Here is a 22,197-nt window from a genome sequence, read left to right as displayed (position 1 = left end):
CCCCTAACCTAGGGCGGGCTCCGTGAAAGTGGCCGGTGGGACCGGGTCGTCGGCCGGGCAGGCGCCGCGGGCCACGTAGCGCTCGATGAACGCCGCCACCGCCTGCTGGATGCGCGGCCCGGCGCCCCGGCGGTCGAGGGCCGCCGCGGCCGCCGTGAAGCAGGTCAGGGCCGCCGTCGCGAGTTGCGGGTCGCGCAGACCCGTGCGGGCCGCCGCCAGCCAGTCGCGGTGCCGGCGCAGGGGCGAGCGCAGGTGCTCGGTCGCCGCCGCGGCCGCGTCGGCCGCGATCGGGTCGTCGAGCAGCGCGCTGACCACCGCCAGCGGCACGACCCAGCCGTCGCCCGGCTGCTGGTCGATCATGCGGAACTCGAGGTAGCCGCGCGGGCGTACCGGTGGGACCAGGGTGCCGAGGTGGCGTTCCAGGTCTGCCAGGGTGACCGGGCGCGGGCCGTGGCCGCGCAGCCAGGAGCGCATCGTCAGACCGGTCGGAACCTGCCAGGCCGCGGGCTCCGGCTCGGCGATCATCGCCACGTTGGCCCGCAGGGCGTAGCGGGCCCAGTCGTCCCGGGGCTCGCCGCCGCGGCGGGGTGCGCGGGTCCGGGTGGCGTCGGTGCCGAACCGCAGCGCCTGCCGGTAGGAGACCCAGCGGTGGCCGCGCACGGTCCGCGGCGAGTTGGCGAACGCCGCCAGCAGCACCGGGCCGATCGCGTCCGCGAGCCACCAGCGCATCCGGTAGCCGGCCCAGCCGTCGGAGTCGTCGCCCGAGTCCAGGCAGACCTGCACCGAGGCCGAGTTGCACATGACCGCGAGGCCCTTGCCGCCGGAGCGGCCGTGGTATTCGGCGAGCGCGACGTAGCGCGGGTTCGTCGTGATCAGTTCGGGTGTGCGGTGCGCGTCCAGGCCGGTGCCGTCGAGCACGAGGCCGTCGGCGGCCAAGGCCGACCGCACCACCGACAGGTCGGCCCGGTTCGCGTCGACACAGTCCACGAGGGACGCGCCGACCGCGGACGAGATCTCCAACTGGCCGCCGGGCTCGATGGTGATCTGGCCGCCGCCGGGCAGTGGGCCCAGGTGGGCGGTGGCCGCGGTCAGCCGGTCGATCGACGGCCGCGCCAGCGGCGTCCGCGGATCTCGCACCGGGTACTCGACCTCGACGCCGACCCGGCCGATGGGGCCGACCCGAAATCCCGCGGCCGCGACGTAGATCTCCGCAGCGCGCTCCGTGAGGACGGCGATGTCGTCCACGGCGCCTCCGATGAGTGCGGTCGTCCGCCGCCGTCGGTGGGCAGGGCCGGCGGCGGCGTTCGGTGAGGTAGGTGTGCCGTCCGGGAGCCCGGTCGGGGTGACTCCATTAGCGGTCCCGCGGGCCGCCGTGTCCAGCCAAACCGGCCAACTCGAAATGAACACCCGATTGACCACACGTTCGGCTGACGGGGGCGGTTGCGTCCCGCTTCTTTCACGTTTTTCCGAACGCTTTCTTAAGGGCGCCTTTGGTGACCGAAAGTCGTTGGTACGTAACGCATTCCGCGTACAAAGAAGGCGCCTTTCGATGCTTGCGAAGAATAGGTCAGGATCGGTTAAGCTGGCCCCGGCTTCAGCCGGATCATCCCCCCGGTGACTCCGGCGCCGCTGCCGCCTAATCGCCGTGAGGCGAGCCGGGGACCCAGAGTTCCCTTGGGGTGAGTCCGCGCAATGCGGTAGGGGTTGTTCCGTCCCGAACCCGTCAGCTAACCCGGTCGGCGGCCCGACCGAAGGAACGTGAATGACGCGCACAGGACGTCCGCGCGCGATTGCCCCGCGCGCAGCCCTCGTGGGGACCGTGACGCTGTTGGTGAGCCTTGCCCTCGCCCCGGCCGCGGTCGCCGCACCCAACCCCAGCCCGACCCCGGCGGCACCCGCCGAGGGCGGCAAGAACGAGTTGCTGGACGACGCGATCGAGCGGACCAGCCGAGCCTTCGTCGAGGCGAAGAACGCGGCCGCCGACGCGAAGAAGAAGCAGGACGCGCTCGGCAAGGAGCTGGTCCGGCTGGACGTGCGCCGGGCCGCGCTGGTCCCGCAGGTCGCCGAGATCGCCCGCCACAACTACATGAACGGCCGGCTCGGCCCGGTCCTCATGATGCTCAACAGCCGTGACAGCAACGACTTCCTGGCCCGGGCCGAGACGCTCGACATGCTCAACTCCCTGGACAACGCGCAGCTCACCGAGTTGGCCGAGAACCAACGGCGGGCCAACGAGGCCAAGGCCCAACTCGACCTCGAGGTCAAGCGCGAGCAGGCCCAGCTGACCGTGATGGCCAAGCAGAAGGCCGATGTGGAGAAGGCGTTCAAGCTGGCCGGCGGCAAGACGGTCAACGGCAACGTGTACGCGAACCTGCCGACGGCCAGGCAGTCGCCGCGGTCCGCGGACGGCTCGTTCCCGCCGCAGTCGTGCAACGTCGACGACCCGACCACCAACGGGTGCATCACGGCGCGCACGCTCTTCGCGCTCAAGGAGACCCAGCGGCTGGGCTACAAGCGGTTCGTCTCGTGCCACCGCGACGGCGGCCCCTTCGAGCATCCGAAGGGGCGCGCCTGCGACTTCTCGGTCTTCAAGACCAACGACTTCGGCAGCGGTGACGCCCAGGGCGGTGACCGGTTCTACGGCAACAACCTGGCGGCGTTCCTCGTCAAGAACGCCGACAAGCTGGGCATCCTCTACGTGATCTGGTACCGCCAGGTCTGGCTACCGTCGACGGGCAACTGGAAGCCCTACAGCGGCGTCGGCGGTGATCCGTCCAGCGATCACACCAACCACGTGCACCTGTCGCTCCTCTGAGCGCCTAACGCCGCCTCGCGTCGGGCGCCGGCCGCCGTGCCGGTGCCCGACCCGCGGGCTGGCGGGGCTGCCGCCGGTGCGGCTCGATCGGCGGGATCGGCATCCTGACCTCTTTTTCACAGGTCACCGTGACCGGCTCCCCGTGGTGGGTGAGGTCGAGGCTGTGGTCGGTGTCGCCGTCGCGCAGCGAGTAGGTCACCTCGTGCTGGCGGACGTCGACCCGCAGCCGCATGCCGCGCCACATCAGCGAGAACTCCAGCCGGTTGATCCGAGCGGGTAGCCGCGGCACGAAGGTGAGCTGCTCCTCGTGGTCGCGCAGGCCGCCGAAGCCGGCGACCAGACCCAGCCACGCACCGGCCAGGGCGGCGATGTGCAGCCCTTCCCGGGTGTTGTTGTGGATGTCGTGCAGGTCCATCAGCGCGGCTTCGCCCAGGTAGTCGTGGGCGAGCTCGAGATAGCCGACCTCGGCCGCGACGACCGCCTGGGTGCAGGCCGACAACGACGAGTCCCGGACCGTACGCCGCTCGTAGTAGTCGAAGTTGCGCAGCTTCTGCTCGGCCGTGAAGGCGTCGCCGGCCCAGTGCATGGCGAGCACGAGGTCGGACTGCTTGACCACCTGGCGGCGGTAGAGGTCGAAGTAGGGGTAGTTGAGCAGCAGGGGGTAGCTCTCCGGCGGCGTGTTGTCGAAGTCCCACTCCTGGTAGCGGGTGAACCCCTCGACCTGCGGGTGGACGCCCAACTCCTCGTCGTACGGGATGTGCATGTTGGCGGCCGCGTCGCGCCAGGCGGCGGTCTCCTCGTCGTCGACGCCGAGCCGCCAGGCCCGCTCGCTGTGCCGGTTGACGCACTCGGCGGCGACCAGCAGGTTTCGCCGGGCCATCAGGTTGGTGTAGATGTTGTCGTTCTTGACCGCGGTGTATTCGTCGGGCCCGGTCACACCGTCGATGTGGAACTTGCCGTGCCGGTCGTGGTGACCCAGCGAGTGCCACAGCCGCGCGGTCTCGACGAGCAGCTCGAGGCCGACCTCGCGCTCGAAGTCGACGTCGCCGGTGGCCTGGACGTAGCGGCGGACGGCGTCGGCGATGCCGGCGTTGACGTGGAACCCGGCCGTGCCGGCCGGCCAGTAGCCCGAACACTCCTGGCCGCGGATCGTGCGCCAGGGGAACGCGGCGCCGCGCAACCCGAGCTGCTTGGCCCGGTCGCGGGCCATCTCCAGGGTGGCGTGCCGCCAGCGCAGGGCGTGCGCGACCGCCACCGGTTGGGTGTAGGTCAGCACCGGCAGGGCGAACATCTCGGTGTCCCAGAAGACGTGGCCGTCGTAGCCGGGACCGGTCAGGCCCTTGGCTGCGATCGGTCGCAGCTCGGCCCGCGCGCCCGCCTGGAGCACGTGGAAGAGGCCGAACCGGACCGCCTGCTGCACCTCGGAGTCGCCCTCGACCTGCACGTCGGCGGCGTCCCAGAACGTGTCGAGGTATTCCTTCTGCTCGCGGACGAGGCCGTCCCAGCCCGAGAACTCGGCGGCGGCCAGCGCGGCGCTGACCTGGTCGCGGATCGCGGGCAGCGAGCGCCGGCTGGACCAGCCGTAGGCCAGCAGCTTGACCACGACCAGCTTCTCGCCGGGCTTGAGCACGCAGGCGATGGTGGTGCGGGCCCAGTCGTCGTGCGACTCGGTGTTGATGTTGGTCTTGGCCGGGCCCTCGATGTCGTGCTGCATCGCGGCGCCGACCCGCAGGCCGCTGCGCTTGGTGCGGTGGATCAGCAGGCCGCTGGTCTTGTCGGTGACCCGCTCCTCGATCTGCAGCGGCCGCTCCAGCACGGCGGCGACCCGGGGGTCGCGGCTCTGCCCGGGCAGCTCCTCGTTGGCCACGAGCTCCGACTGGACGATCAGCCGCAGCGGCTCGTCGACGGCCTCGACCTCGTAGCGGATCGCGGCGATCGAGCGCTGGGTGAACGAGACCAGCCGGGTGCTGCGCACCTTGACCGCGCGGCCGGCGGGCGAACGCCACTGGACCACCCGGTCGAGCGTGCCGGCCCGCAGGTCGAGCACCCGGGAGTGCGCGTCGAGCTCGCCGTAGCGCACGTCGAACGGCTCGTCGTCGACCAGCAGCCGGATCAGCTTGCCGTTGGTCACGTTGACCACGGTCTGGCCCGACTCCGGGAAGCCGTAGCCCGCCTCCGCGTAGGGCAGCGGGCGCAGCTCGTAGAACGAGTTGAGGTAGGTGCCGGGAAGGCCGTGCGGCTCGCCCTCGTCGAGGTTGCCGCGCATCCCGATGTGCCCGTTGCCGAGCGCGAAGACCGACTCGGCCTGCGCCAGCACGTCGAGGTCGAGCCTCGTCTCCCGGACGTGCCAGGCCTCGACCGGATAGGCCCGCTCGCGGATCATGCCGTGCCCTCCAGCAGTTCAGAAAGGTCGCGCACCACGACGTCGGCGCCGTGTGCCTTCAGGTCGGCGCCATGGTTGCCGCCCACGCGGTCAACGCCGATGACGATGCCGAAGTTGCCCGCCCGGCCCGCCTCCACTCCGGCGAGTGCGTCCTCGAAGACGGCCGCGTGCGCCGGGGCGACGCCGAGGAGCTCGGCGCCGCGCAGGAAGGTGTCGGGGGCCGGCTTGCCGGGCAGCTTCTCGGCCCGCGCGACGTTGCCGTCGACCCGGGCCTGGAGCAGCTCGCCGAGGCCGGTGATCTTCAGGATGTCGGGGGTGTTGGCGCTCGCCGAGACGACCGCGGTCTTGAGTCCGGCGGCCCGGGCGGCGTGCAGGTAGGCGACGGTGCCGTCGTAGACCGCCACGCCGTCTTCGCGGATGCGGCGGACCAGCACGGCGTTCTTGCGGTTGCCGACCCCGTTGACGGTGTCGGCCTCGGGTGAGTCGTCGGGGTCGCCCTCGGGGAGCGTGATCCCCCGGGACGCGAGGAAGGTGCGGACGCCGTCGGCCCGGGTGCGGCCGTCGACGTATTTCGGATAGTCGGAACGAGGGTCGAAGGCCGCGAACGGCTCGCCGGTCCGCTCACTGCGGCGGCGCAGAAAATCGTCGAAAGTCTCGGTCCACGCCGCGTTGTGAACGGTCGCGGTCTGCGTGAGGACGCCGTCCATGTCGAACAGGCAGGCGGTCACGTGATCGGGTAGCCCCAGCACGGGTCAAATCTAGTCGAACCGGGTTGGAGCGATGTTACGTGGATCACCCTGTTTCGAGGGGCCCGGTCAGCCGTGGTCGTGCCCGCTGACGCGGCCCGCGGACTGACCCGGCGCGACCACCACGAACTGCCCCATCATGCCGTCGTCCTCGTGCATCAACAGGTGACAGTGATACATGTACGGCATGTCTGGATCGGCATAATCGGCGAATCGCAGAATGATCCGCACCTCGCTCTTCGGCGGCAGGAAAACGGTGTCCTTCCAGCCGCGCAGCTCCGGCGGCGGCTCGTCACCGTCCACCGAGAGCACCTGGAACTGGACGTCGTGCACGTGGAAGTTGTGCCGCTGCCCGTCGGTGTTGCGGACCGTCCAGATCTCGGTCGCGCCCTGCTCGACCACCGCGTCGATCCGGTCCATGTCCATCTGCTCGCCGTTGATGTTGGTGCCGGTGAGCTGGAAGTCGCGGTTGACCACCGCGGTGGCCGGGTTCAGCCGGGGGATGGCGGTGAACCGCTCGGGTATCGCGCCGGTGCGGCGCAGCCGGGCCGCCGCGCGCAGTTCGAGCACGTCGAACTGGTCCTTCCCGCCGTCGAAGCCCCGGCCGGTCTGCGGTGGGAAGCTCCGCAGGACGACCCGCTCGCCGGCCTGGACCGGCACGACGATCTCGGCGCGCTCGCCCGGTGAGAGGCGGATCCGGGTGACGGTGACGGGGTGGTCGAGCAGGCCGCCGTCGGTCGCGACGAGGGCGACGGGGCGCTCGTCGGCCAGCCCGAAGGCGAAGGTGCGGGAGACGGCGGCGTTGAGCAGGCGCAGGCGTACGCGATCGGTCGTGATCGTGAGGTATGGCCCGTAGGTTCCGTTGACCAAGAGCTGGTTGCCGGTGTTCTTGGCGCGGAGCTCCGTCTTGTCGACGTCGACGTCCTGGACCACCAGGGGGATGTCGTCGACGCCGTAGTCGTGCGGGAGCCGGCGCTGGTGCGGATCGTCGTCGTCCAGGATGAACAGACCGGCCAGTCCGCGCGCGACGTGTTCCTTGGTGTGGCCGTGCGGGTGCGGGTGGTACCAGAGCGTGGCCGCCGGCTGGTTGATCGTCCAGGTCGGTGACCAGGTGGCGCCGGGGCGGACGGGCTGGTGCGGGCCGCCGTCCATCCGGGCCGGCAGGTGCATGCCGTGCCAGTGCACGGAGGTGTCCTCGTCGAGCTCGTTGACGACGTTGACCATGACCTGCTCGCCGCGCGTGGCGCGCAGCGTGGGGCCGAGGTGGTCGCCGTTGAAGCCCCAGGTGCGGGTGGGGCCGCCGAACCCGAAGTCGCGCCGGCCCCGGCGCGCGTGCAGGTCGAACACGCGCCGGCCGGCGCTGTCCGTCCTGGAATCGGCCAGGGGTGGGATGAGCAGCGGTCGGGTGAAGTCGACCTTGCCAACGGTGTCGACGGTGGCGCAGGCGGAGAGTCCGGCGCCGCTGGCGACCAGGAACGATCCGCCGAGTACGCCGGCCAGCACGCTTCTGCGACGCATCTGTCTCGTACCTCCTTGCCGTTGGTTTTCTACATGTAGGCTGCCTTCCTATGCGCGGTGGCGTCCAGGGTCGTGGTCGGCTTTGGGGGCTGGTTCCGGGCGACCCCTAAGGAGAGCGTTCCGGTTGACATGTGATTGAGTCACACATACGTTGAGGGCATGACCGAGATCGTGGAAACCAAGCTCGAGATCACCTCGTGGGACGAGAAGCCCTACCGCGAGTTCGACGACGGCCGCAAGTTCTCCCGCGCCGAGGTCACGCTGGGCGGCACCGGCGACGGTCTGACGGGCGGGGCGTTCGAGTCGCTGCTCTACTACCGCGCCGACGGCACCAGCGACTATGTGTCCATCATGGAGATCACGGGGTCGCTGGGCGGGCGCAGCGGAAGCTTCGTGCTGCGCGGCGACGGCACCTTCGACGGCACGACGGCCCGGGGCACCAGCACGATCGTGCCGGGCTCGGGCACGGGGGAGCTGGCGGGCATCAGCGGGTCGGCGGAGAGTGTGTCGACCCACGCGGACTACCCGAACATGCCGCTGACCATCCGGTACGACCTGGCGTGAGCGACGAACCCCTCGACCATCAGGCCAACGTCCTGGGCGCCTTCGCGCTCGCGGTGGCCGACCGCACAGCGGCGGCGGTGGCGGCGGCGGGCGAAGCCAACCCGTCGTCGGCCGCCGCCCTGTCGGCGCTGCTGCACTTCCTGGACCACCCGACGCTCGACCAACTCCGCCGGGTGCTCGGCCTGACCCCGTCGGGCGCCGTACGCCTCGTCGACCGCCTGGCCGCCGCGGGCCTGGTGACCCGCGGCCCGGGCGGCGACGGCCGCTCCCGCTCGGTCGCCCTGACCCCCGAGGGCCGGGCGACCGCCGAACGCCTCTCGGCGGCCCGGGCCGCGAGCCTGCGGGGGGCGCTGGGCGCGCTCTCTCCTGCCGAACGCTCCACTCTGGATGATCTCATCGGCCGGGTGATGGCGGGGATCGTCGCGGAGAAGGAAGGCGGGGCCTGGCTCTGCCGCCTCTGCGACCTGACGGCCTGCGGCCGTGACACAGGCGCCTGCCCGACAGCCAACGCGGCAGCAGCCAAATACGGCGCAGCCGCAATCCGCCGCGACCCCTGACGCGCCACCCTTCGTCGGCCGCGCCGGCCTTCCTTGGCTGCGCCGGCTTTCCTCCTGGCTCGCTAAAGGTTGGCGATCGTCCGGATGATCTCCGCGTAGAAGTTGCCCTCGATTTCGCGGAACAGGGCGAACGGTGAGTCCGGGTTGCCGAAGAACGGGCGCAACGTCCACGCCAGCTGTGTGCCGACGAAGCCGAACAGCAGGATCCAGATGTAGAGCAGCGTCATGCTCGCCGGGCGTTCGGTGGCGACGCCCGTCGGGCGGGCGACCTTGTAGCGCTGCTGTGCCGGGTCCCAGACGCGTTCGTCGGAGCGGGCGACCAGCACCGGTGGTGGCGGGGCCGCCGCCGGGACCGCTGCCGGGGCCGTCGCGCCGTCGCCGTTGGCGGCCGGGGCGCCGACCACCGCGGGCTTCTTCTCCTCCGCCGGCAAGGTCTCTGTCGGCGTAGGCGTGGCGACGGCGACCAGGGCCGGCTCCGGCTCCGGCGTGCGGGCCGGGGAGAGCAGGCCGTGGGAGTGCAGCACCTGCATGCCGCTGGTCAGGAACCGCAACCCGACGATCGCCGACAGGGCCAGGATCGTGACGTTGAGCAGCTTGAAGAAGCCGTAGTCCGGCGCGGTGATCAGGAAGAACAGCGCGATCGGCGCGAACGCCACGGCCAGCATCGCGGTCACCGTGATCGCGACCATGACCAGCGCGACGGCCTGCTTGACCGACAGGCGCGCACCGAAGACGAGGTTGAACAGGTAGAGCGTGGGTAGGCAGATCGCCAGGGTGACGAGGAAGAGCAGCGGCAGCTTGATCGCCGACGTCAGCGCCATCAACGGGCCGTTGAAGAAGCCCAGCACCGCTCCGTAGATGGCGAGGGCGACGGCCGAGCTGGCGAGCATCTGGCCGCTGAGCCGGTTGAGGTCGCGCTCGTCGACGATCTGTTGCCAGATGCTGCCGCGGTCGCGCAGGATCCGCTCGATGATCAGCAGCCCGGGGCTGTTAGCCGACACGATGCCATCCTCTCTGGACTCACGTGGCGACAGACGCTAGACCACCGCGTGTGATCAGCGCCACCCCACATCGATGCGGTCGCCGCGATCGTCGAAAAAGTGCAGGGCATCGAGACGTACGGAGACCGAAAGGGCGGTGCCCGGCTGCACGTTCGGGTAGGGCGCGAGGCGGACCGCCAGCTCCGCCGGGCGCCGGTGGTGCCGGCCCGGGTCGCTGAGCACGCTCGTGCGGGAGCGCGGGCCGCCGAGCTCCGCCGCGACGTCGGCGCCGGAGGTGCGGCTGGTGAGCCGCTGCACCGCGTGCCCGAACCGGCGCAGCGCGCCGCCCTCGTTGGCCGGCTCCGCCGGTGCCTGGCCCATCTCGTCGACGACCACCGCGGTCGCGCCGATGTCGAGGAACGCGAGCGACTCGTGCCCGTGGTGCTCCAGATAGCGGATGCGGCCCTGCAGCACGTCGCCCGGGCTGTTGGGCGCGACCGGGGTGAGCGCCTCCGCGCGCATGCCGATGACGATACGCTCGCCGTGGTAGTGGGCGACCGCCCGGGCGCGGATGTCGTCCCACGGCAGATAGATGGCCTGCTCGCCCAGGTTGAGCGTGACGTAGCGGTCGAGGTGGACGTAGACCGACGCCTCCAGCAGGTTCATCCGCGGGCTGCCGAGGAAGGCCGCGACGTAGAGGGTCGCCGGGCGCCCGTAGACCTGCGTCGGTGTGCCGACGTCCTGCAGCACGCCGCGGCGCATGATGGCGACCCGGTCGGCCATCGTGAGCGCCTCGGCCTGGTCGTGCGTCACGTAGATGGTGCTGACGCCCAGCTCGCGCACGAGCCCGGAGATCTCGGCCCGCAACTCGGCCCGCAGGCCGCTGTCGAGGTTGGACAGCGGCTCGTCCATCAGGAACAGGCCGGGGCGGCGGACGATCGCGCGGCCCATCGCCACGCGCTGCCGCTGGCCGCCGGAGAGCTGGTTGGGCTTGCGGCCGAGCACGTCGCCGATGCCGAGCGCGCTGGCGACGTCGGCCACCCGTTCGCCGCGCGCGGTCGGCTCGACCCGGGACAGCCGCAGCGGGAAGCCGATGTTGTCGCCGACCGACATGTGCGGATAGAGCGCGAAGTCCTGGAACACCATCGCGATCCGGCGCTCGCGCGGTGGCAGGTCGTTGGCGAGCTCGCCGTCGAGCAGGATCGCCCCGACGGACGGGTCTTCGAGCCCCGCGACCATCCGCAGCACCGTGGACTTGCCGCAGCCGGACGGGCCGAGGAGCACCATGAACTCGCCGTCGTTGACGTCGAGGCTCACGTTGTCGACAGCGACCGTGCCGTCCGGAAAGATCTTGCTGACGTCCTTGAGCGCGACGGTGGTCACCGTCTCCTCCCAACAGTCGATTCCCCGATCAATGACTGTGACGAGAGTTACTCGAATATCCCATCGGGTAAACGTGCCATGTTCACCCTGTGACAATCTGACTACCTCCATCGACGCTGATAGCTCTAAGGCCGACGCGGCGTAGCCGGGCGATCCTCCGCCGTTGATCATCAGACGCCGCGAGTACGCAAGATCAGGATCTGTCAAGCCGTACGCAAAGGTGGCCCGCCTCCGCTAGCCTCAGCAGGCTGTGGCAGTTCGTGCGGACGAGGGGGCGGCGATGCGACTGACGGTGGGGGTCCTCACCTACCGCAGTGCGGCCAACCTGCCGCCGCTGCTCGCCGCGCTGCCCGCCGGCCTCGCCGGTGTCGACGACTGGCGGCTCGTCGTGGTCGACAGTGGCTCGTTCGACGACACCCTGACCGTCGCGAAGGACCTGGCGCCCGAGGCGACCCTGGTGCAACTCGACAGCAACCGTGGCTTCGCGGCCGCCGCCAACGCCGCAGCGGCGGTCGACCCCGAGGCCGACGCCGTGCTGCTGCTCAGCCCCACCACCCGGCTGCGGCAGGGCTGCGCCGCCGACCTGCTGGCCGCCCTGGCGGAGCCGGGGGTCGGCATCGCCGTGCCCCGGCTGATCGGGCGCGACGGGGCCCTCAAGACCTCGCTGCGCCGCCGGCCCACCCTCGGGCGCGCCCTGGCCGAGGCGGTGCTGGGCGGCAACCGGGCCAGCCGGCTCGGCCGCGGCGAGGTGGTCGCCGACCCGGCCGGCTACGACCGCGGCACCCCGGCCGACTGGGCCACCGGCGCGGTGACGATGGTCAGCCGCGCCTGCCTGGCCGCCACGGGCCCGTGGGACGAGACCTTCTTCCTCTACAGCGAGGAGACCGAGTTCGCCCTGCGGGCCGCCGACCACGGCTTCCGGCTGGCGTTCGTGCCCGGGGCCGAGGCGGTGCACAACGGCGGCGACTCCCGGAACGTGCCCGCGCTGTGGGGCATCATGGTCGCCAACCGGGTCCGGCTGCACGCGATGCGGCACGGCCGCGCGGCCGCCACCGCCTACTGGGCGGCGATCACGCTCGGCGAGGCCGCGCGTTCGGCTCGTGATCACAACCACCGTTACGCCACCCGCAAGCTGTTGCGGGAGCGCAAGCGGCTGGTCCGGGGTCAGCCGGCGGGCATACCAGGCGATCTCAAATAGGATCAGCTTCGCCGAACCGGGCGCCCGCACCGCCGTCACCCTGTGGCGAGGCCGATTCGGCATTAGCGTGGAAGTCATGACTGACGTGACGGCTGGAACTGTGTCGGTGCAGCCACCGGACCCGGCCGAGGGCAGTCACGTCGAGCGCGGCATCGTCGAGCACCCCACCTCCGACGACTTCCACCACGCCAGAAACGTCCCGGTCGACCAGACCTGGTTCCAGCGTGCGGTCTTCTACGAGGTGCTGGTGCGGGCGTTCGCCGACTCCGACAGTGACGGCTCCGGCGACCTGCGCGGGCTCATCGACAAGCTCGACTACCTGGCCTGGCTGGGGGTCGACTGCCTCTGGCTGCCGCCCTTCTACGACTCGCCCCTGCGCGACGGCGGCTACGACATCCGCGACTTCTACAAGGTGCTGCCCGAGTTCGGCACCGTCGACGACTTCGTCGCCCTGCTCGACGCCGCGCACAAGCGGGGCATCCGGGTGATCACGGACCTGGTCATGAACCACACGTCGGACCAGCACCCCTGGTTCCAGGAGTCGCGGCGGGACCCCGACGGCCCGTACGGCGACTTCTACGTGTGGAGCGACAGCGACGACGGGTACGCGGACGCGCGGATCATCTTCGTCGACACCGAGGAGTCCAACTGGACCTTCGACCCGGTGCGGCGGCAGTTCTACTGGCACCGGTTCTTCTCGCACCAGCCGGACCTCAATTACGCCAACCCGGCCGTGCAGAACGCGATGCTCGACGTGCTGCGGTTCTGGCTCGATCTCGGCATCGACGGCTTCCGGCTCGACGCCGTGCCGTACCTCTTCGAGTCCGAGGGCACCAACTGCGAGAACCTCCCGGAGACCCACGCCTTCCTGCGGCACTGCCGCAAGGTGATCGACGACGAGTTCCCCGGCCGGGTGCTGCTCGCGGAGGCCAACCAGTGGCCCGCCGACGTGGTGGCCTACTTCGGCGAGTCCGAGTCCGGTGGCGACGAGTGCCACATGGCGTTCCACTTCCCGCTGATGCCCCGCATCTTCATGGCCGTCCGGCGGGAGTCGCGCTTCCCCATCTCCGAGATCCTGGCCAACACGCCGGCGATCCCGGCCAACTGCCAGTGGGGCATCTTCCTGCGCAACCACGACGAGCTCACGCTCGAGATGGTCACCGACGAAGAGCGCGACTACATGTACACCGAGTACGCCAAGGACCCGCGGATGAAGGCCAACATCGGCATCCGCCGGCGGCTCGCGCCGTTGCTGGAGAACGACCGCAACCAGCAGGAGCTGTTCACCGCGCTGCTGCTCTCCCTGCCCGGCTCACCGGTGCTCTACTATGGCGACGAGATCGGCATGGGTGACAACATCTGGCTCGGCGACCGCGACGGCGTCCGCACGCCCATGCAGTGGACACCCGACCGCAACGCCGGTTTCTCCACGTCGACACCGGGCCGGATCTACTTGCCGGTCAACCAGGATCCGATCTACGGTTATCAGTCCGTCAACGTCGAGGCGCAGCGCGACAGCTCGACCTCGTTGCTCAACTGGACCCGGTTGATGCTTTCGGTGCGCCGCCGGCACGACTCGTTCGCGGTCGGCACGTTCCAGGAGCTCGGCGGCTCCAACCCCGCCGTGCTGGCGTTCCTGCGCCATCATGAGGACGACGTGGTGCTCTGCGTCAACAACCTTTCCCGCTTTCCCCAACCCATCGAGCTGAACCTGCAAGCGTGGTCGGGCTATTCGCCGATCGAGCTGACCGGACGCGTCCTGTTCCCCCGCATCGGCCAGCTGCCCTACCTGTTGACGCTACCGGGCCATGGGTTCTACTGGTTCCAGCTCACCCCACCGTCCGATGAGGATGATCCGACCCGGGCGGCCGAACGGAACATGGAGGACTCATGACTTTGCCGTACGCCGACTGGCTGCCGCATCAGCGGTGGTACGCCGGACGCGGCCGGACCCTCCACAGTGTCACGCCTGTCGCGGTCACTGCCCTCCGCGAATCGCTCGACCACGTGCTGCTCGACGTCACCTACGAGGACGGCGGCAGCGAGCGTTACCAGCTGTACGTCGCCTGGGACGTCGAGCCACGCCCCGAGTTCTCCGGAGCGGCGACGATCGGCGTCGACCACGAGGCCGACCGCACCGCCTACGACGCGCTCTACGCCGAGTGGGCCGCCCGCGCGCTGCTCGAGCTGATCGACCAGGACGCGGTGGTCGGCCGCCTCCTGTTCCGCCGCGAGCCGGAGGCCAAGCTCCCGCTGGAGGCGCCCGCCCGGGTGGCCGACACCGAGCAGAGCAACACCAGCGTCGTCTACGACCGGGCGGCGATCCTCAAGGTGTTCCGCCGCGTGGTCACCGGCATCAACCCCGACGTCGAGCTCAACCGCGTGCTGGCCCGGGCCGGTTGCCCGCACGTGGCCCAGTTGCTCGGCGCCGTCGAGAGCTCCGACGAGTACGGTGAGCCGGTCTCGCTGGGCATGCTCACGGCCTACGCCGAGAACTCAGCCGAGGGCTGGGCGATGGCCACCACCAGCGTCCGCGACCTGTTCGGCGAGGCCGACCTGGCCGCCGACGAGGTGGGCGGCGACTTCTCCAGCGAGTCCTACCGGCTGGGCGAGGCGGTCGCCGTGGTGCACCGGACGCTGGCACAGGAGCTGGGCAGCGAGACGGTCGACTTCCCGGTCGACCGGATGCTGGCCCGCCTCGACCGCGCCGCGTCCTCGGTGCCCGCGCTGGAGCCGTACGTGCCCGCGGCCACGGCCGCCTTCCAGGCGCTGGGCGGCGAGCGGATGACGGTGCACCGGGTGCACGGCGACCTGCACCTCGGCCAGGTGCTGCGCACGCCGAAGACCTGGCTGCTGATCGACTTCGAGGGCGAGCCCGGGCAGCCGGTGGAGGAGCGCCGCCGGCCCGACTCGCCGCTGCGCGACGTCGCCGGCATGCTGCGGTCCTTCGAATACGCGCCGCACCACCTGATCGTCGACCAGCCCGACGACGCGCAGGTCGTCTACCGGGCACGGGAGTGGGCCGACCTCAACCGGCGCGCGTTCTGCGACGGCTACGCGAGTGCCTCCGGCGAAGACCCGCGGTCCCGGCCCGAGCTGCTCGGCGCGTTCGAGCTCGACAAGGCCATCTACGAGGCGGCGTACGAGGCCCGCTTCCGCCCGAGCTGGCTGCCCATCTCGTTGCGCTCGGTGGCCCGCCTGCTGAGCTGACTGGGCTAGCGTGGTCCGGGTGCTGGTCACCCTGGCGGTGGAGAACTACCGGTCGCTGCGCCGGCTGGTCCTGCCGTTGCGCCGGCTCAACGTGGTGACCGGCGCCAACGGCACGGGCAAGTCCAGCCTCTACCGCGCGCTGCGCCTGCTCGCCGCGGCGTCGCGCAACGGCGCGGTCGCCGCGCTGGCCCGCGAGGGCGGCCTGCCGTCGACGCTGTGGGCCGGTCCGGAGACGATCGGTCGGGCGGTGCGCGCCGGGGAGCATCCGGTGCAGGGCACGGTGCGGTCCAAGCGGGTCGCGCTCCGCCTGGGGTTCGCCGGCGACTCGTTCGGCTACGCGATCGACCTCGGGCTGCCGCAGATCGTCCCGGACACGACGCTGTTCGCGCTCGACCCGGAGATCAAGGCGGAGGTCACCTGGACGGGTCCCGTCCTGCGGCCGGGCACGCGCCTGACCGAGCGGACCAACGCCGCCGTCGGCGTGCGCGGGCCCGACGGTTCCTGGCGGGCCACGACGCTGCGGCTGCGGCCGTACGACAGCATGTTGGCCGAGTTCGTGGACCCTGAGCTGGCGCCGGACCTGATGCTGCTGCGGGAACGGATCCGGTCGTGGCGCTTCTACGACCAGGTGCGCACCGACGCCGACGCGCCGATGCGGGCCGCCGCGATCGGCACCCGCACGCCGGTGCTCAGCGCCGACGGTGCCGACCTGGCGCCGGCGCTGCAGACGATCCGGGAGGTCGGCGAGGCCGACGCCCTGGCCGCCGCCGTCGACCTCGCGTTTCCGGGCAGCCGGCTCGGCATCGACGCGACCGCCGGCCGGTTCGCGCTGCGCCTGACCCAACCGGGGATGCTCCGCCCGCTGGACGCGAGTGAGCTCTCCGACGGGACCCTGCGGTACCTGAGCTGGGTCGCCGCCCTGCTCACCCCGCGGCCGCCCGAACTGCTGGTGCTCAACGAGCCGGAGAACAGCCTGCATCCCGACCTGGTCCGGCCCTTGGCGGCGCTGATCGCCGGCGCCGCCTACCGGATGCAGATCGTGGTGGTGACCCACTCGCGCGCGCTGGCGTCCGCGCTCGACACCCACGCCGGCGACACCGACCTGCAGTTGGTCGAGTTGGCGAAAGAGCACGGCGAGACCTACGTCGTCGGTCAGGGAAAGCTCGACGAGCCGTCGTGGCACTGGCCGAAACGCTGAGGAAGGATGATCACATGAGTCTCGAACGACCCGTTCCGCCGGATCCCTACGACCTGCTGCCGCAGAAGCCGTCGTTCACGGTGACCAGCGACGACGTGACCGACGGCGAGCAGATGGCCGACACCTTCGCCGACCCGAGCGTCGGCGGTGGGGGCCGGTCGCCGCAGCTCTCCTGGTCGGGCTTCCCCGAGCACACGAAGAGCTTCGTGATCACCTGTTACGACCCGGACGCCCCGACGCACAGCGGTTTCTGGCACTGGGTGCTGGTCAACGTGCCCGTGTCGGTGACCTCGCTGGCCCAGGGCGCGCAGCCGCCGGCCGGCGCGTTCGCGGTGCGCAACGACTACGGCACCAAGGCGTACGGCGGCGCCGCGCCGCCGCAGGGCGACTTCCCGCACCGGTACGTCTTCACGGTGCACGCGGTCGACGTCGAGCAGCTCGACGTCACGCCGGACGTCTCGCCGGCCGTGGTCAGCTTCAACCTCACCTTCCACGACCTGGCCCGGGCGACCATCCGTCCCACGTACCGAATCGCATAACGGACATTCCGGCGTAGGCTGGTGCGGGTGAGGATCGGCATCGGCCTGCCCAACGCGATCCCGGGCGTACCGGGTCGCACCCTCGTCGAGTGGGCCCGGCGGGCCGAAGACCTTGGCTTCGCCGGGCTCTCCACGATCGACCGCATCGCCTACCCCAACCACGACGCGCTCACCGCGCTCGCTGCCGCCGCGGCCGTGACCAACCGGATCGAGCTGTTCGCCGACCTCATGCTGGACTCGGCGTACCCCGCCGGCACTACTGGCGAAGATGGCCGCCACGGTCGACCAGATCGGGCGGACCCGGCTCACGTTGGGCCTGACCCCCGGCAATCGCCCGGACGACCTCGCGGCCCTGGATCGTGACTTCGCCGAGCGCGGCCCGGAGTTCGACTCGCTGGTCGAGCAGCTCCACCGGATCTGGTCCGGCGAGCTCGAGCACTCGCCCGCGGCCGGCCGGGCGGTGCCGGTGCTGATCGGGGGTGCCGGGGAGCCGGCGCTTCGGCGCCTGGTGGCCTGGGGCGCGGGCGGGTCGCTCGGCGGCGCGTCGCCGGCGCAGGTGATCGACTACGTCGCCCGGGTGCGGGCCGCCTGGCAGGAGGCGGGCCGCGACGGCCAGCCGCGGATCTCCGTGCTGGCCCACTACTCCCTCGGCCCCAGCGCCGAACTCCAGTCGCTGGCCTACCTGCAGCACTTCTACGCGTTCCTCGGCGAGTACGCCGACACGATCGCCGCCGGCGCCCTGCGTACACCCGAATCGATCCGCGAAGCGGTCAAGGCCTTCGCGGCGGCCGGCGTGACCGAGTTCTATCTCAACCCCACGGCGCCCACGCTGGACCAGGTCGACCGACTGGCCGATGTGGTCAGTCCGGCATTGCGAGATTGACCCGCACGCCGAGCAGTCGCACCGGGCGCCGCCACTCGAACTTCGCGAGCAGGCTGACCGCCGCCTGCTCGACCGCCTCGGGATCGGTGGTCGGCCCGGACCGCAGCTTCATCTCGCGGGTGGGCGTGAAGAAGCTGACGTAGCGCACCTTCACCGCCACGTGGGTGATCTCGCGGCCGTCGGCGACCACCTCGGCGGTCAGCGCGCGAGCCATCGCGGCGACCTCGCGGGAGATCACGTCCAGATCGGACAGATCCTCGGCGTACGTGTTCTCGCGGCTGCGCGACCGCGCCACCCACGGCTCCGTGTTGATCTGGGTGTCGCCGCCGCCCGCCGCGACCACGGGCAGCCACGCCGCCTGCCGCGGGCCGAACCGGTCGACCAGATCCGCCTCCGGGGCCGCGGCGAGCTGGGCGACCGTGTGCAACCCGAGCTCGTCGAGCTTGCGGCTGGTCTTCGGGCCGATGCCCCACAGGTCGGCCGCGGGCCGCTCGCCCATCACCGCCATCCAGCCGGCCGTGGTGAGCCGGTGGATGCCGCCCGGTTTGGCGAACCGCGCCGCCATCTTCGCCTGCAGCTTGTTGTCGCCGATGCCGATCGCGCAGGTCAGCCCGGTCTCCGCGAAGACCGCCGCCTTCAGCTCCGCGGCCAGCGCCTCCGGGTCGGCGATGTCGCCACCGACGAACGCCTCGTCCCAGCCCCAGACCTCGACGTCGACCGGGAACCGGCGCAGCACCGCCATCACCCGCTCCGACGCCTCCCCGTACGCGGCCGGGTCGGTCGGCAGGAACACCGCTTCGGGGCAGAGCTGGGCCGCCCGGCGCAGCGGCATTCCGGAGTGGACACCGAAGGCCCGCGCCTCGTACGAGGCCGTCGAGACCACTTGCCGGCGCGCCGTCGGGTCGCCCGCGCCGCCGACCACCACCGGCCGGCCCCGCAGCTCCGGCCGGCGCAGGATCTCCACGGCGGCCACGAACTGGTCCATGTCGACGTGCAGCAGCGCGGTCATGGCGTGCCGGCCGCCAGCCGGTCGGCCCGGTCGCGCAGGTAGCGCTGCTCGGGCTCGCTGAGCGTACGGTCGGCGGCCGCGCGGTATTCCTCGGCGGCGCCACCTGTGTCCCCGGCCAGCTCCAGCAGGTGCGCGCGGACCGCGGCGAGCCGGTGGTGCCGGGCCACCCGCTCGTCGCCGTCGAGGGTCGCGAGCAGGTCGAGCCCCGCCTGCGGACCCGACACCATGGCGACCGCGACCGCCTTGTTGAGCCGCACCATCGGGGAGTCGCTGACCCGCTCCAGCAGGTCGTAGAGCGCCAGCACCTGGGGCCAGTCGGTGGCCTTGGCGTCCGGTGCCTCGTCGTGCACGGCCGCGATCGCCGCCTGGAGCTGGTAGGCGCCCGGCCGGGTGCGGGACAGCGCCGCCGACACGAGCGCGACCCCTTCGGCGATCGCCGTGCGGTCCCAGCGCGACCGGTCCTGCTCGTCGAGCGGCACGAGCTCGCCGCCCGGTCCGGTGCGGGCCGGGCGGCGGGCATCGGTGAGCAGCATCAGCGCGAGCAGGCCCGCGGCCTCACCGTCGTCGGGCAGTTGCCGGTGCAGCATCCGGGCGAGCCGGATGGCCTCCGCGGACAGCTCGACCCGGGCCAGCTCGGGCCCCGAGGAGCTGGTGTAGCCCTCGTTGAAGATCAGGTAGAGCACCTGGAGCACGGCGTCCAGCCGCGCGGCCCACTGCGCCGGCGGTGGCAGCTCGAAGCCGAGACCGGACGACTTGATCTTCTGTTTGGCGCGGCTGATGCGTTGGCCCATGGTCGGCTCGGGCACGAGGAACGCGCTCGCGATCTCCGCCGTCGTCAGCCCGCCGACCGCGCGCAGGGTCAGCGCGACCTGGGCCGGCACCGCGATGGCCGGGTGACAGCAGAGGAAGAGCAGGAGCAGCGAGTCGTCGCCGGCCGCCCCTTCGTCGGCGGGCGGCGCGACCCGGGTCGCCGCCGGGTCGCGGCGGAAGTCGCTCTCCTCGCGCAGCCGGCGGGACTCCTCGCTGCGGAGCTGGTCGATCAGCCGGCGCGACGACACCCGGATCAGCCAGGCCCGCGGGTCGTCGGGCACACCCTCGGCGGGCCACTGGGTCGCGGCCGCGAGCAGCCCTTCCTGCACGGCGTCCTCGGCGGCGTCGAAGTGCCCGTACCGGCGCACGAGCGCGCCCAGCACCTGCGGTGCCAGCTCCCTGAGCAGCTCTTCCGTGCCCACGATCCGAAGCCTAGGTCAGGGTCGCGGCCCGCGCGATCACGCTCAGCACGTAGGCGAGGGCGAAGACCAGGGCCAGGACCGCGGCGGTACGCAGCCGCGGGTCGGCCCGCTGGCGGGTGGACCGGGCCCGGGCCACGCCGTGGATCAGGAGGCCGAGCGGGGCGACGAGGAAGATCGGGTTGAACAGGACGCCGAACGCCAGCACGAACGAGACCCACCCGGTGATCGTGGACGGGTGCAGCGCGTCGGCGTCGCCGATGCCGACCTGGGCCACGCCGTAGCGGGCCCGTTGCAGTTCCGGCAGGCGGGCGGCGTACCCGGCCTCGCCGTTGTCCCGCATGCCCACGGCGAGGTCGGCCTGCGCGCGCTGCAGCGCCCGGACGCGGCTGGAGGCGCGCACGCCGCCGTAAACGTAGGCGTTCCACCGGGCCCGGCCCCGGCTGCGCCAGCCCCGCAGCGCCACGATCTCGTTGTGGGTGGCGGTCCACGGGTTGCGCAGGCTCTCCAGCGGGCCGGCCAGGCCCTCGTACTCGTCCCTGCGGAAGAAGTGCAGCAGGATCAGGAACGTGCCGAGGATCAGCAGCCCCTTGATGAACAGCACGAGCAGCGTGCCGTAGGCGCCGGCGTAGTCGGTCAGCGACGCGGCCGCCGGCGAGTTCCACAGGAAGTGCATCAGCCACGCCAGGGCGAGGGCGCCGAGCGCGACACCGATCCGGTTGAACCACGAACGTTCCCGGTGCAGCACCGCGTACGCGACCCCGGCGCCCGCGATCGCGCTGTAGACGGTGTGGCTCCACAGCCCGGCGAGCAGCCCGCGCACCACGAACGTCTGCACCACCGCGCCGAGGCTGTCGTCGCCCGCGGCCGCCACGGCGTTGAGGCTGTAGGTGATGTTCTCGATCTCCTGGAAGCCCAGTCCGACGAAGGCCCCGTACACGACGCCGTCGAGCACGCTGTTGATCTGGCGGCGGGCCAGCAGCACGATCATCACGATGCCGAGCGTCTTGAGGATCTCCTCGTCGGTCGGCCCCTCGATCGCGGCGGCCCAGTCACGGACGAAGCCCAGCGAGGTCATCTTGACCAGGATCGACTCGAGCGCGGTGTTGGCCCGCAGGGCGTTGGCGCTGGCCACGAACCCGCCCCAGATGATCGCGGCGGCGAACAGCCAGCGCGGCTCGGGCTCCAGCCAGTCGACCGTCCGGATGATCGCCACGAACACCGCGCCGTGGATCGCGAACAGGACGACCGCCAGCACGAACGCCGCAGGCGACTCGGCGATCGCCGGGCCGAAGGCGATGCCGAGGATCACGACGCCGGCGATGCTCAGCGCGACGAAGAACCAGACGGCGGGCCAGCGGGCGGCGGCCGACCAGGAGTCGAAGACCCGCCGGCGGCCGGGCACGGGCGCCGCCTGCTCGACGCTCATGTCAGCTCGTCGATCGTGACCGTGCGGACGCTGGTCTCCAACTCGGCGCGGTGTTCGGTGACGCCCGCGTCGTTGCCGTCGACCACCGCGGTCACCCCGGTGCCGCCGCGCAGGTAGACCGTGTACCAGCCGGTGCGGTTCTCGGCCACGAAGGTGGCCTGCAGGCCGCGGATGCCGCCGGCGGAGGTGACCGGCTGGTCGGGGGAGATGGCCTGGATGCCGGCGACGTTGCGCACCTGGTCGCGGATCCGGTCGGCGAGTTGCTGCAGGGTCCCGGGGAACGACTCGGCGGTCAACCGGTAGCGCACCCCGTCGACCGCCATCGTGACCACGCCCTGGTCGGGCGAGGTCTGCTCGGCGACGACCGTCGCGTCCGGCGGCGGCACCACGCTGGCGTTGCCGGAGAACTCGAGGGGTTCGGTGCTGGAGACGGTGGCGTCGGGCAGCGCGTCGTCGATCGCCGGGAGGCCCAGCGACAGGGCGAGCACGCCGGCCACCACCGCGAGGCTGCCGACGAGGTTGCGCCGCCATGCGGTGGTTGCCCCGGCCATCAGGC

Annotated in this window: 20 protein-coding genes and 1 riboswitch; of the genes, 10 read left to right on the top strand and 10 right to left on the bottom strand. The window is 71.5% G+C overall.

The genetic code is table 11. From position 1 onward, the window contains the following. Positions 1–3 precede the first annotated feature (3 nt). Entirely contained in the window at positions 4–1,245 is a 1,242-nt protein-coding gene (locus tag Asi02nite_RS15205; RefSeq protein WP_203713472.1) for a glutamate-cysteine ligase family protein, read from the bottom strand. A gap of 378 nt (positions 1,246–1,623) precedes the next feature. Then, positions 1,624–1,756: riboswitch (cyclic di-AMP (ydaO/yuaA leader) on the top strand. A 63-nt stretch (positions 1,757–1,819) separates the two neighbouring features. On the opposite strand from Asi02nite_RS15205, the gene Asi02nite_RS15200 reads away from it, so the two are divergent. Continuing rightward, complete coding sequence (locus tag Asi02nite_RS15200) at positions 1,820–2,815, top strand: coiled-coil domain-containing protein (RefSeq protein ID WP_203713471.1); 996 nt, start codon at positions 1,820–1,822, stop codon at positions 2,813–2,815. Positions 2,816–2,819: 4 nt separating this feature from the next. Here the strand turns inward: Asi02nite_RS15200 and Asi02nite_RS15195 are convergent, their stop codons facing one another. The 3 genes from Asi02nite_RS15195 to Asi02nite_RS15185 all read right to left on the bottom strand — a co-directional run bounded on the left by Asi02nite_RS15195 (position 2,820) and on the right by Asi02nite_RS15185 (position 7,462). After that, positions 2,820–5,198: a glycoside hydrolase family 65 protein gene (locus Asi02nite_RS15195; protein ID WP_203713470.1), complete on the bottom strand. Its 2,379-nt coding sequence runs from the start codon at positions 5,196–5,198 to the stop codon at positions 2,820–2,822. Next, positions 5,195–5,947, bottom strand: coding sequence for an HAD family hydrolase (locus Asi02nite_RS15190; protein WP_203713469.1), 753 nt, complete (start codon positions 5,945–5,947; stop codon positions 5,195–5,197). The genes Asi02nite_RS15195 and Asi02nite_RS15190 overlap by 4 nt, the downstream gene beginning before the upstream one ends. A gap of 66 nt (positions 5,948–6,013) precedes the next feature. Beyond that, positions 6,014–7,462, bottom strand: coding sequence for a multicopper oxidase family protein (locus Asi02nite_RS15185; protein ID WP_203713468.1), 1,449 nt, complete (start codon positions 7,460–7,462; stop codon positions 6,014–6,016). Positions 7,463–7,621: 159 nt separating this feature from the next. Between Asi02nite_RS15185 and Asi02nite_RS15180 the strand changes: the two genes are divergently transcribed. Together Asi02nite_RS15180 and Asi02nite_RS15175 are read left to right on the top strand one after the other, a co-directional pair. Beyond that, positions 7,622–8,026, top strand: a complete 405-nt coding sequence (locus tag Asi02nite_RS15180) for a DUF3224 domain-containing protein (protein ID WP_203713467.1) — start codon at positions 7,622–7,624, stop codon at positions 8,024–8,026. Beyond that, positions 8,023–8,583, top strand: coding sequence for a MarR family winged helix-turn-helix transcriptional regulator (locus Asi02nite_RS15175; RefSeq protein ID WP_203713466.1), 561 nt, complete (start codon positions 8,023–8,025; stop codon positions 8,581–8,583). Before Asi02nite_RS15180 ends, Asi02nite_RS15175 begins: the two co-directional genes overlap by 4 nt. Positions 8,584–8,645: 62 nt before the next feature. Here the strand turns inward: Asi02nite_RS15175 and Asi02nite_RS15170 are convergent, their stop codons facing one another. Next, the gene (locus Asi02nite_RS15170; RefSeq protein WP_203713465.1) at positions 8,646–9,584 is read right to left on the bottom strand and encodes a hypothetical protein; all 939 of its coding nucleotides are present in this window, start codon (positions 9,582–9,584) and stop codon (positions 8,646–8,648) included. A gap of 54 nt (positions 9,585–9,638) precedes the next feature. Next, positions 9,639–10,946 (bottom strand): ABC transporter ATP-binding protein, encoded by a 1,308-nt coding sequence (locus Asi02nite_RS15165; RefSeq protein WP_203713463.1) that lies wholly within the window; start codon positions 10,944–10,946, stop codon positions 9,639–9,641. Between the two features lie 280 nt (positions 10,947–11,226). On the opposite strand from Asi02nite_RS15165, the gene Asi02nite_RS15160 reads away from it, so the two are divergent. The 7 genes from Asi02nite_RS15160 to Asi02nite_RS15130 all read left to right on the top strand — a co-directional run bounded on the left by Asi02nite_RS15160 (position 11,227) and on the right by Asi02nite_RS15130 (position 17,974). Beyond that, positions 11,227–12,144: a glycosyltransferase family 2 protein gene (locus Asi02nite_RS15160; protein ID WP_203713461.1), complete on the top strand. Its 918-nt coding sequence runs from the start codon at positions 11,227–11,229 to the stop codon at positions 12,142–12,144. Between the two features lie 76 nt (positions 12,145–12,220). Next, a complete protein-coding gene (gene treS, locus Asi02nite_RS15155) occupies positions 12,221–14,038 on the top strand; it encodes a maltose alpha-D-glucosyltransferase (protein WP_203713459.1) in 1,818 nt (605 codons plus the stop codon). Next, positions 14,035–15,354, top strand: a complete 1,320-nt coding sequence (locus Asi02nite_RS15150) for a maltokinase N-terminal cap-like domain-containing protein (protein WP_203713457.1) — start codon at positions 14,035–14,037, stop codon at positions 15,352–15,354. Before treS ends, Asi02nite_RS15150 begins: the two co-directional genes overlap by 4 nt. 19 nt (positions 15,355–15,373) lie before the next feature. Then, positions 15,374–16,552, top strand: a complete 1,179-nt coding sequence (locus Asi02nite_RS15145) for an AAA family ATPase (protein ID WP_203713456.1) — start codon at positions 15,374–15,376, stop codon at positions 16,550–16,552. Positions 16,553–16,566: 14 nt separating this feature from the next. After that, positions 16,567–17,091 (top strand): YbhB/YbcL family Raf kinase inhibitor-like protein, encoded by a 525-nt coding sequence (locus Asi02nite_RS15140; protein ID WP_203713454.1) that lies wholly within the window; start codon positions 16,567–16,569, stop codon positions 17,089–17,091. A 27-nt stretch (positions 17,092–17,118) separates the two neighbouring features. After that, positions 17,119–17,454, top strand: coding sequence for an LLM class flavin-dependent oxidoreductase (locus Asi02nite_RS42325; protein WP_203713452.1), 336 nt, complete (start codon positions 17,119–17,121; stop codon positions 17,452–17,454). Beyond that, on the top strand, positions 17,360–17,974 hold the full coding sequence (locus Asi02nite_RS15130; protein WP_203713450.1) for an LLM class flavin-dependent oxidoreductase: 615 nt from the start codon (positions 17,360–17,362) through the stop codon (positions 17,972–17,974). The genes Asi02nite_RS42325 and Asi02nite_RS15130 overlap by 95 nt, the downstream gene beginning before the upstream one ends. On the opposite strand, the gene Asi02nite_RS15125 is transcribed toward Asi02nite_RS15130, so the two are convergent. The 4 genes from Asi02nite_RS15125 to Asi02nite_RS15110 are packed head-to-tail and all read right to left on the bottom strand — an operon-like array spanning position 17,952 to position 22,192. Further along, positions 17,952–18,983 carry a DNA polymerase IV gene (locus Asi02nite_RS15125; RefSeq protein ID WP_203713449.1) on the bottom strand — a complete coding sequence of 344 codons (1,032 nt, stop codon included), beginning with the start codon at positions 18,981–18,983 and terminating at the stop codon, positions 17,952–17,954. The genes Asi02nite_RS15130 and Asi02nite_RS15125 overlap by 23 nt on opposite strands. Beyond that, positions 18,980–20,215 carry an RNA polymerase sigma factor gene (locus Asi02nite_RS15120; RefSeq protein WP_239126730.1) on the bottom strand — a complete coding sequence of 412 codons (1,236 nt, stop codon included), beginning with the start codon at positions 20,213–20,215 and terminating at the stop codon, positions 18,980–18,982. The genes Asi02nite_RS15125 and Asi02nite_RS15120 overlap by 4 nt, the downstream gene beginning before the upstream one ends. Before the next feature lie 10 nt (positions 20,216–20,225). Next, entirely contained in the window at positions 20,226–21,641 is a 1,416-nt protein-coding gene (locus Asi02nite_RS15115; RefSeq protein WP_203713448.1) for a PrsW family intramembrane metalloprotease, read from the bottom strand. After that, on the bottom strand, positions 21,638–22,192 hold the full coding sequence (locus Asi02nite_RS15110) for a hypothetical protein (RefSeq protein ID WP_203713447.1): 555 nt from the start codon (positions 22,190–22,192) through the stop codon (positions 21,638–21,640). The genes Asi02nite_RS15115 and Asi02nite_RS15110 overlap by 4 nt, the downstream gene beginning before the upstream one ends. Positions 22,193–22,197 lie beyond the last annotated feature (5 nt).

Origin of the sequence: Asanoa siamensis (assembly GCF_016862555.1) — a bacterium.
Taxonomy (GTDB): domain Bacteria; phylum Actinomycetota; class Actinomycetes; order Mycobacteriales; family Micromonosporaceae; genus Asanoa; species Asanoa siamensis.
This window is presented reverse-complemented; position numbering and strand designations above follow the sequence as displayed.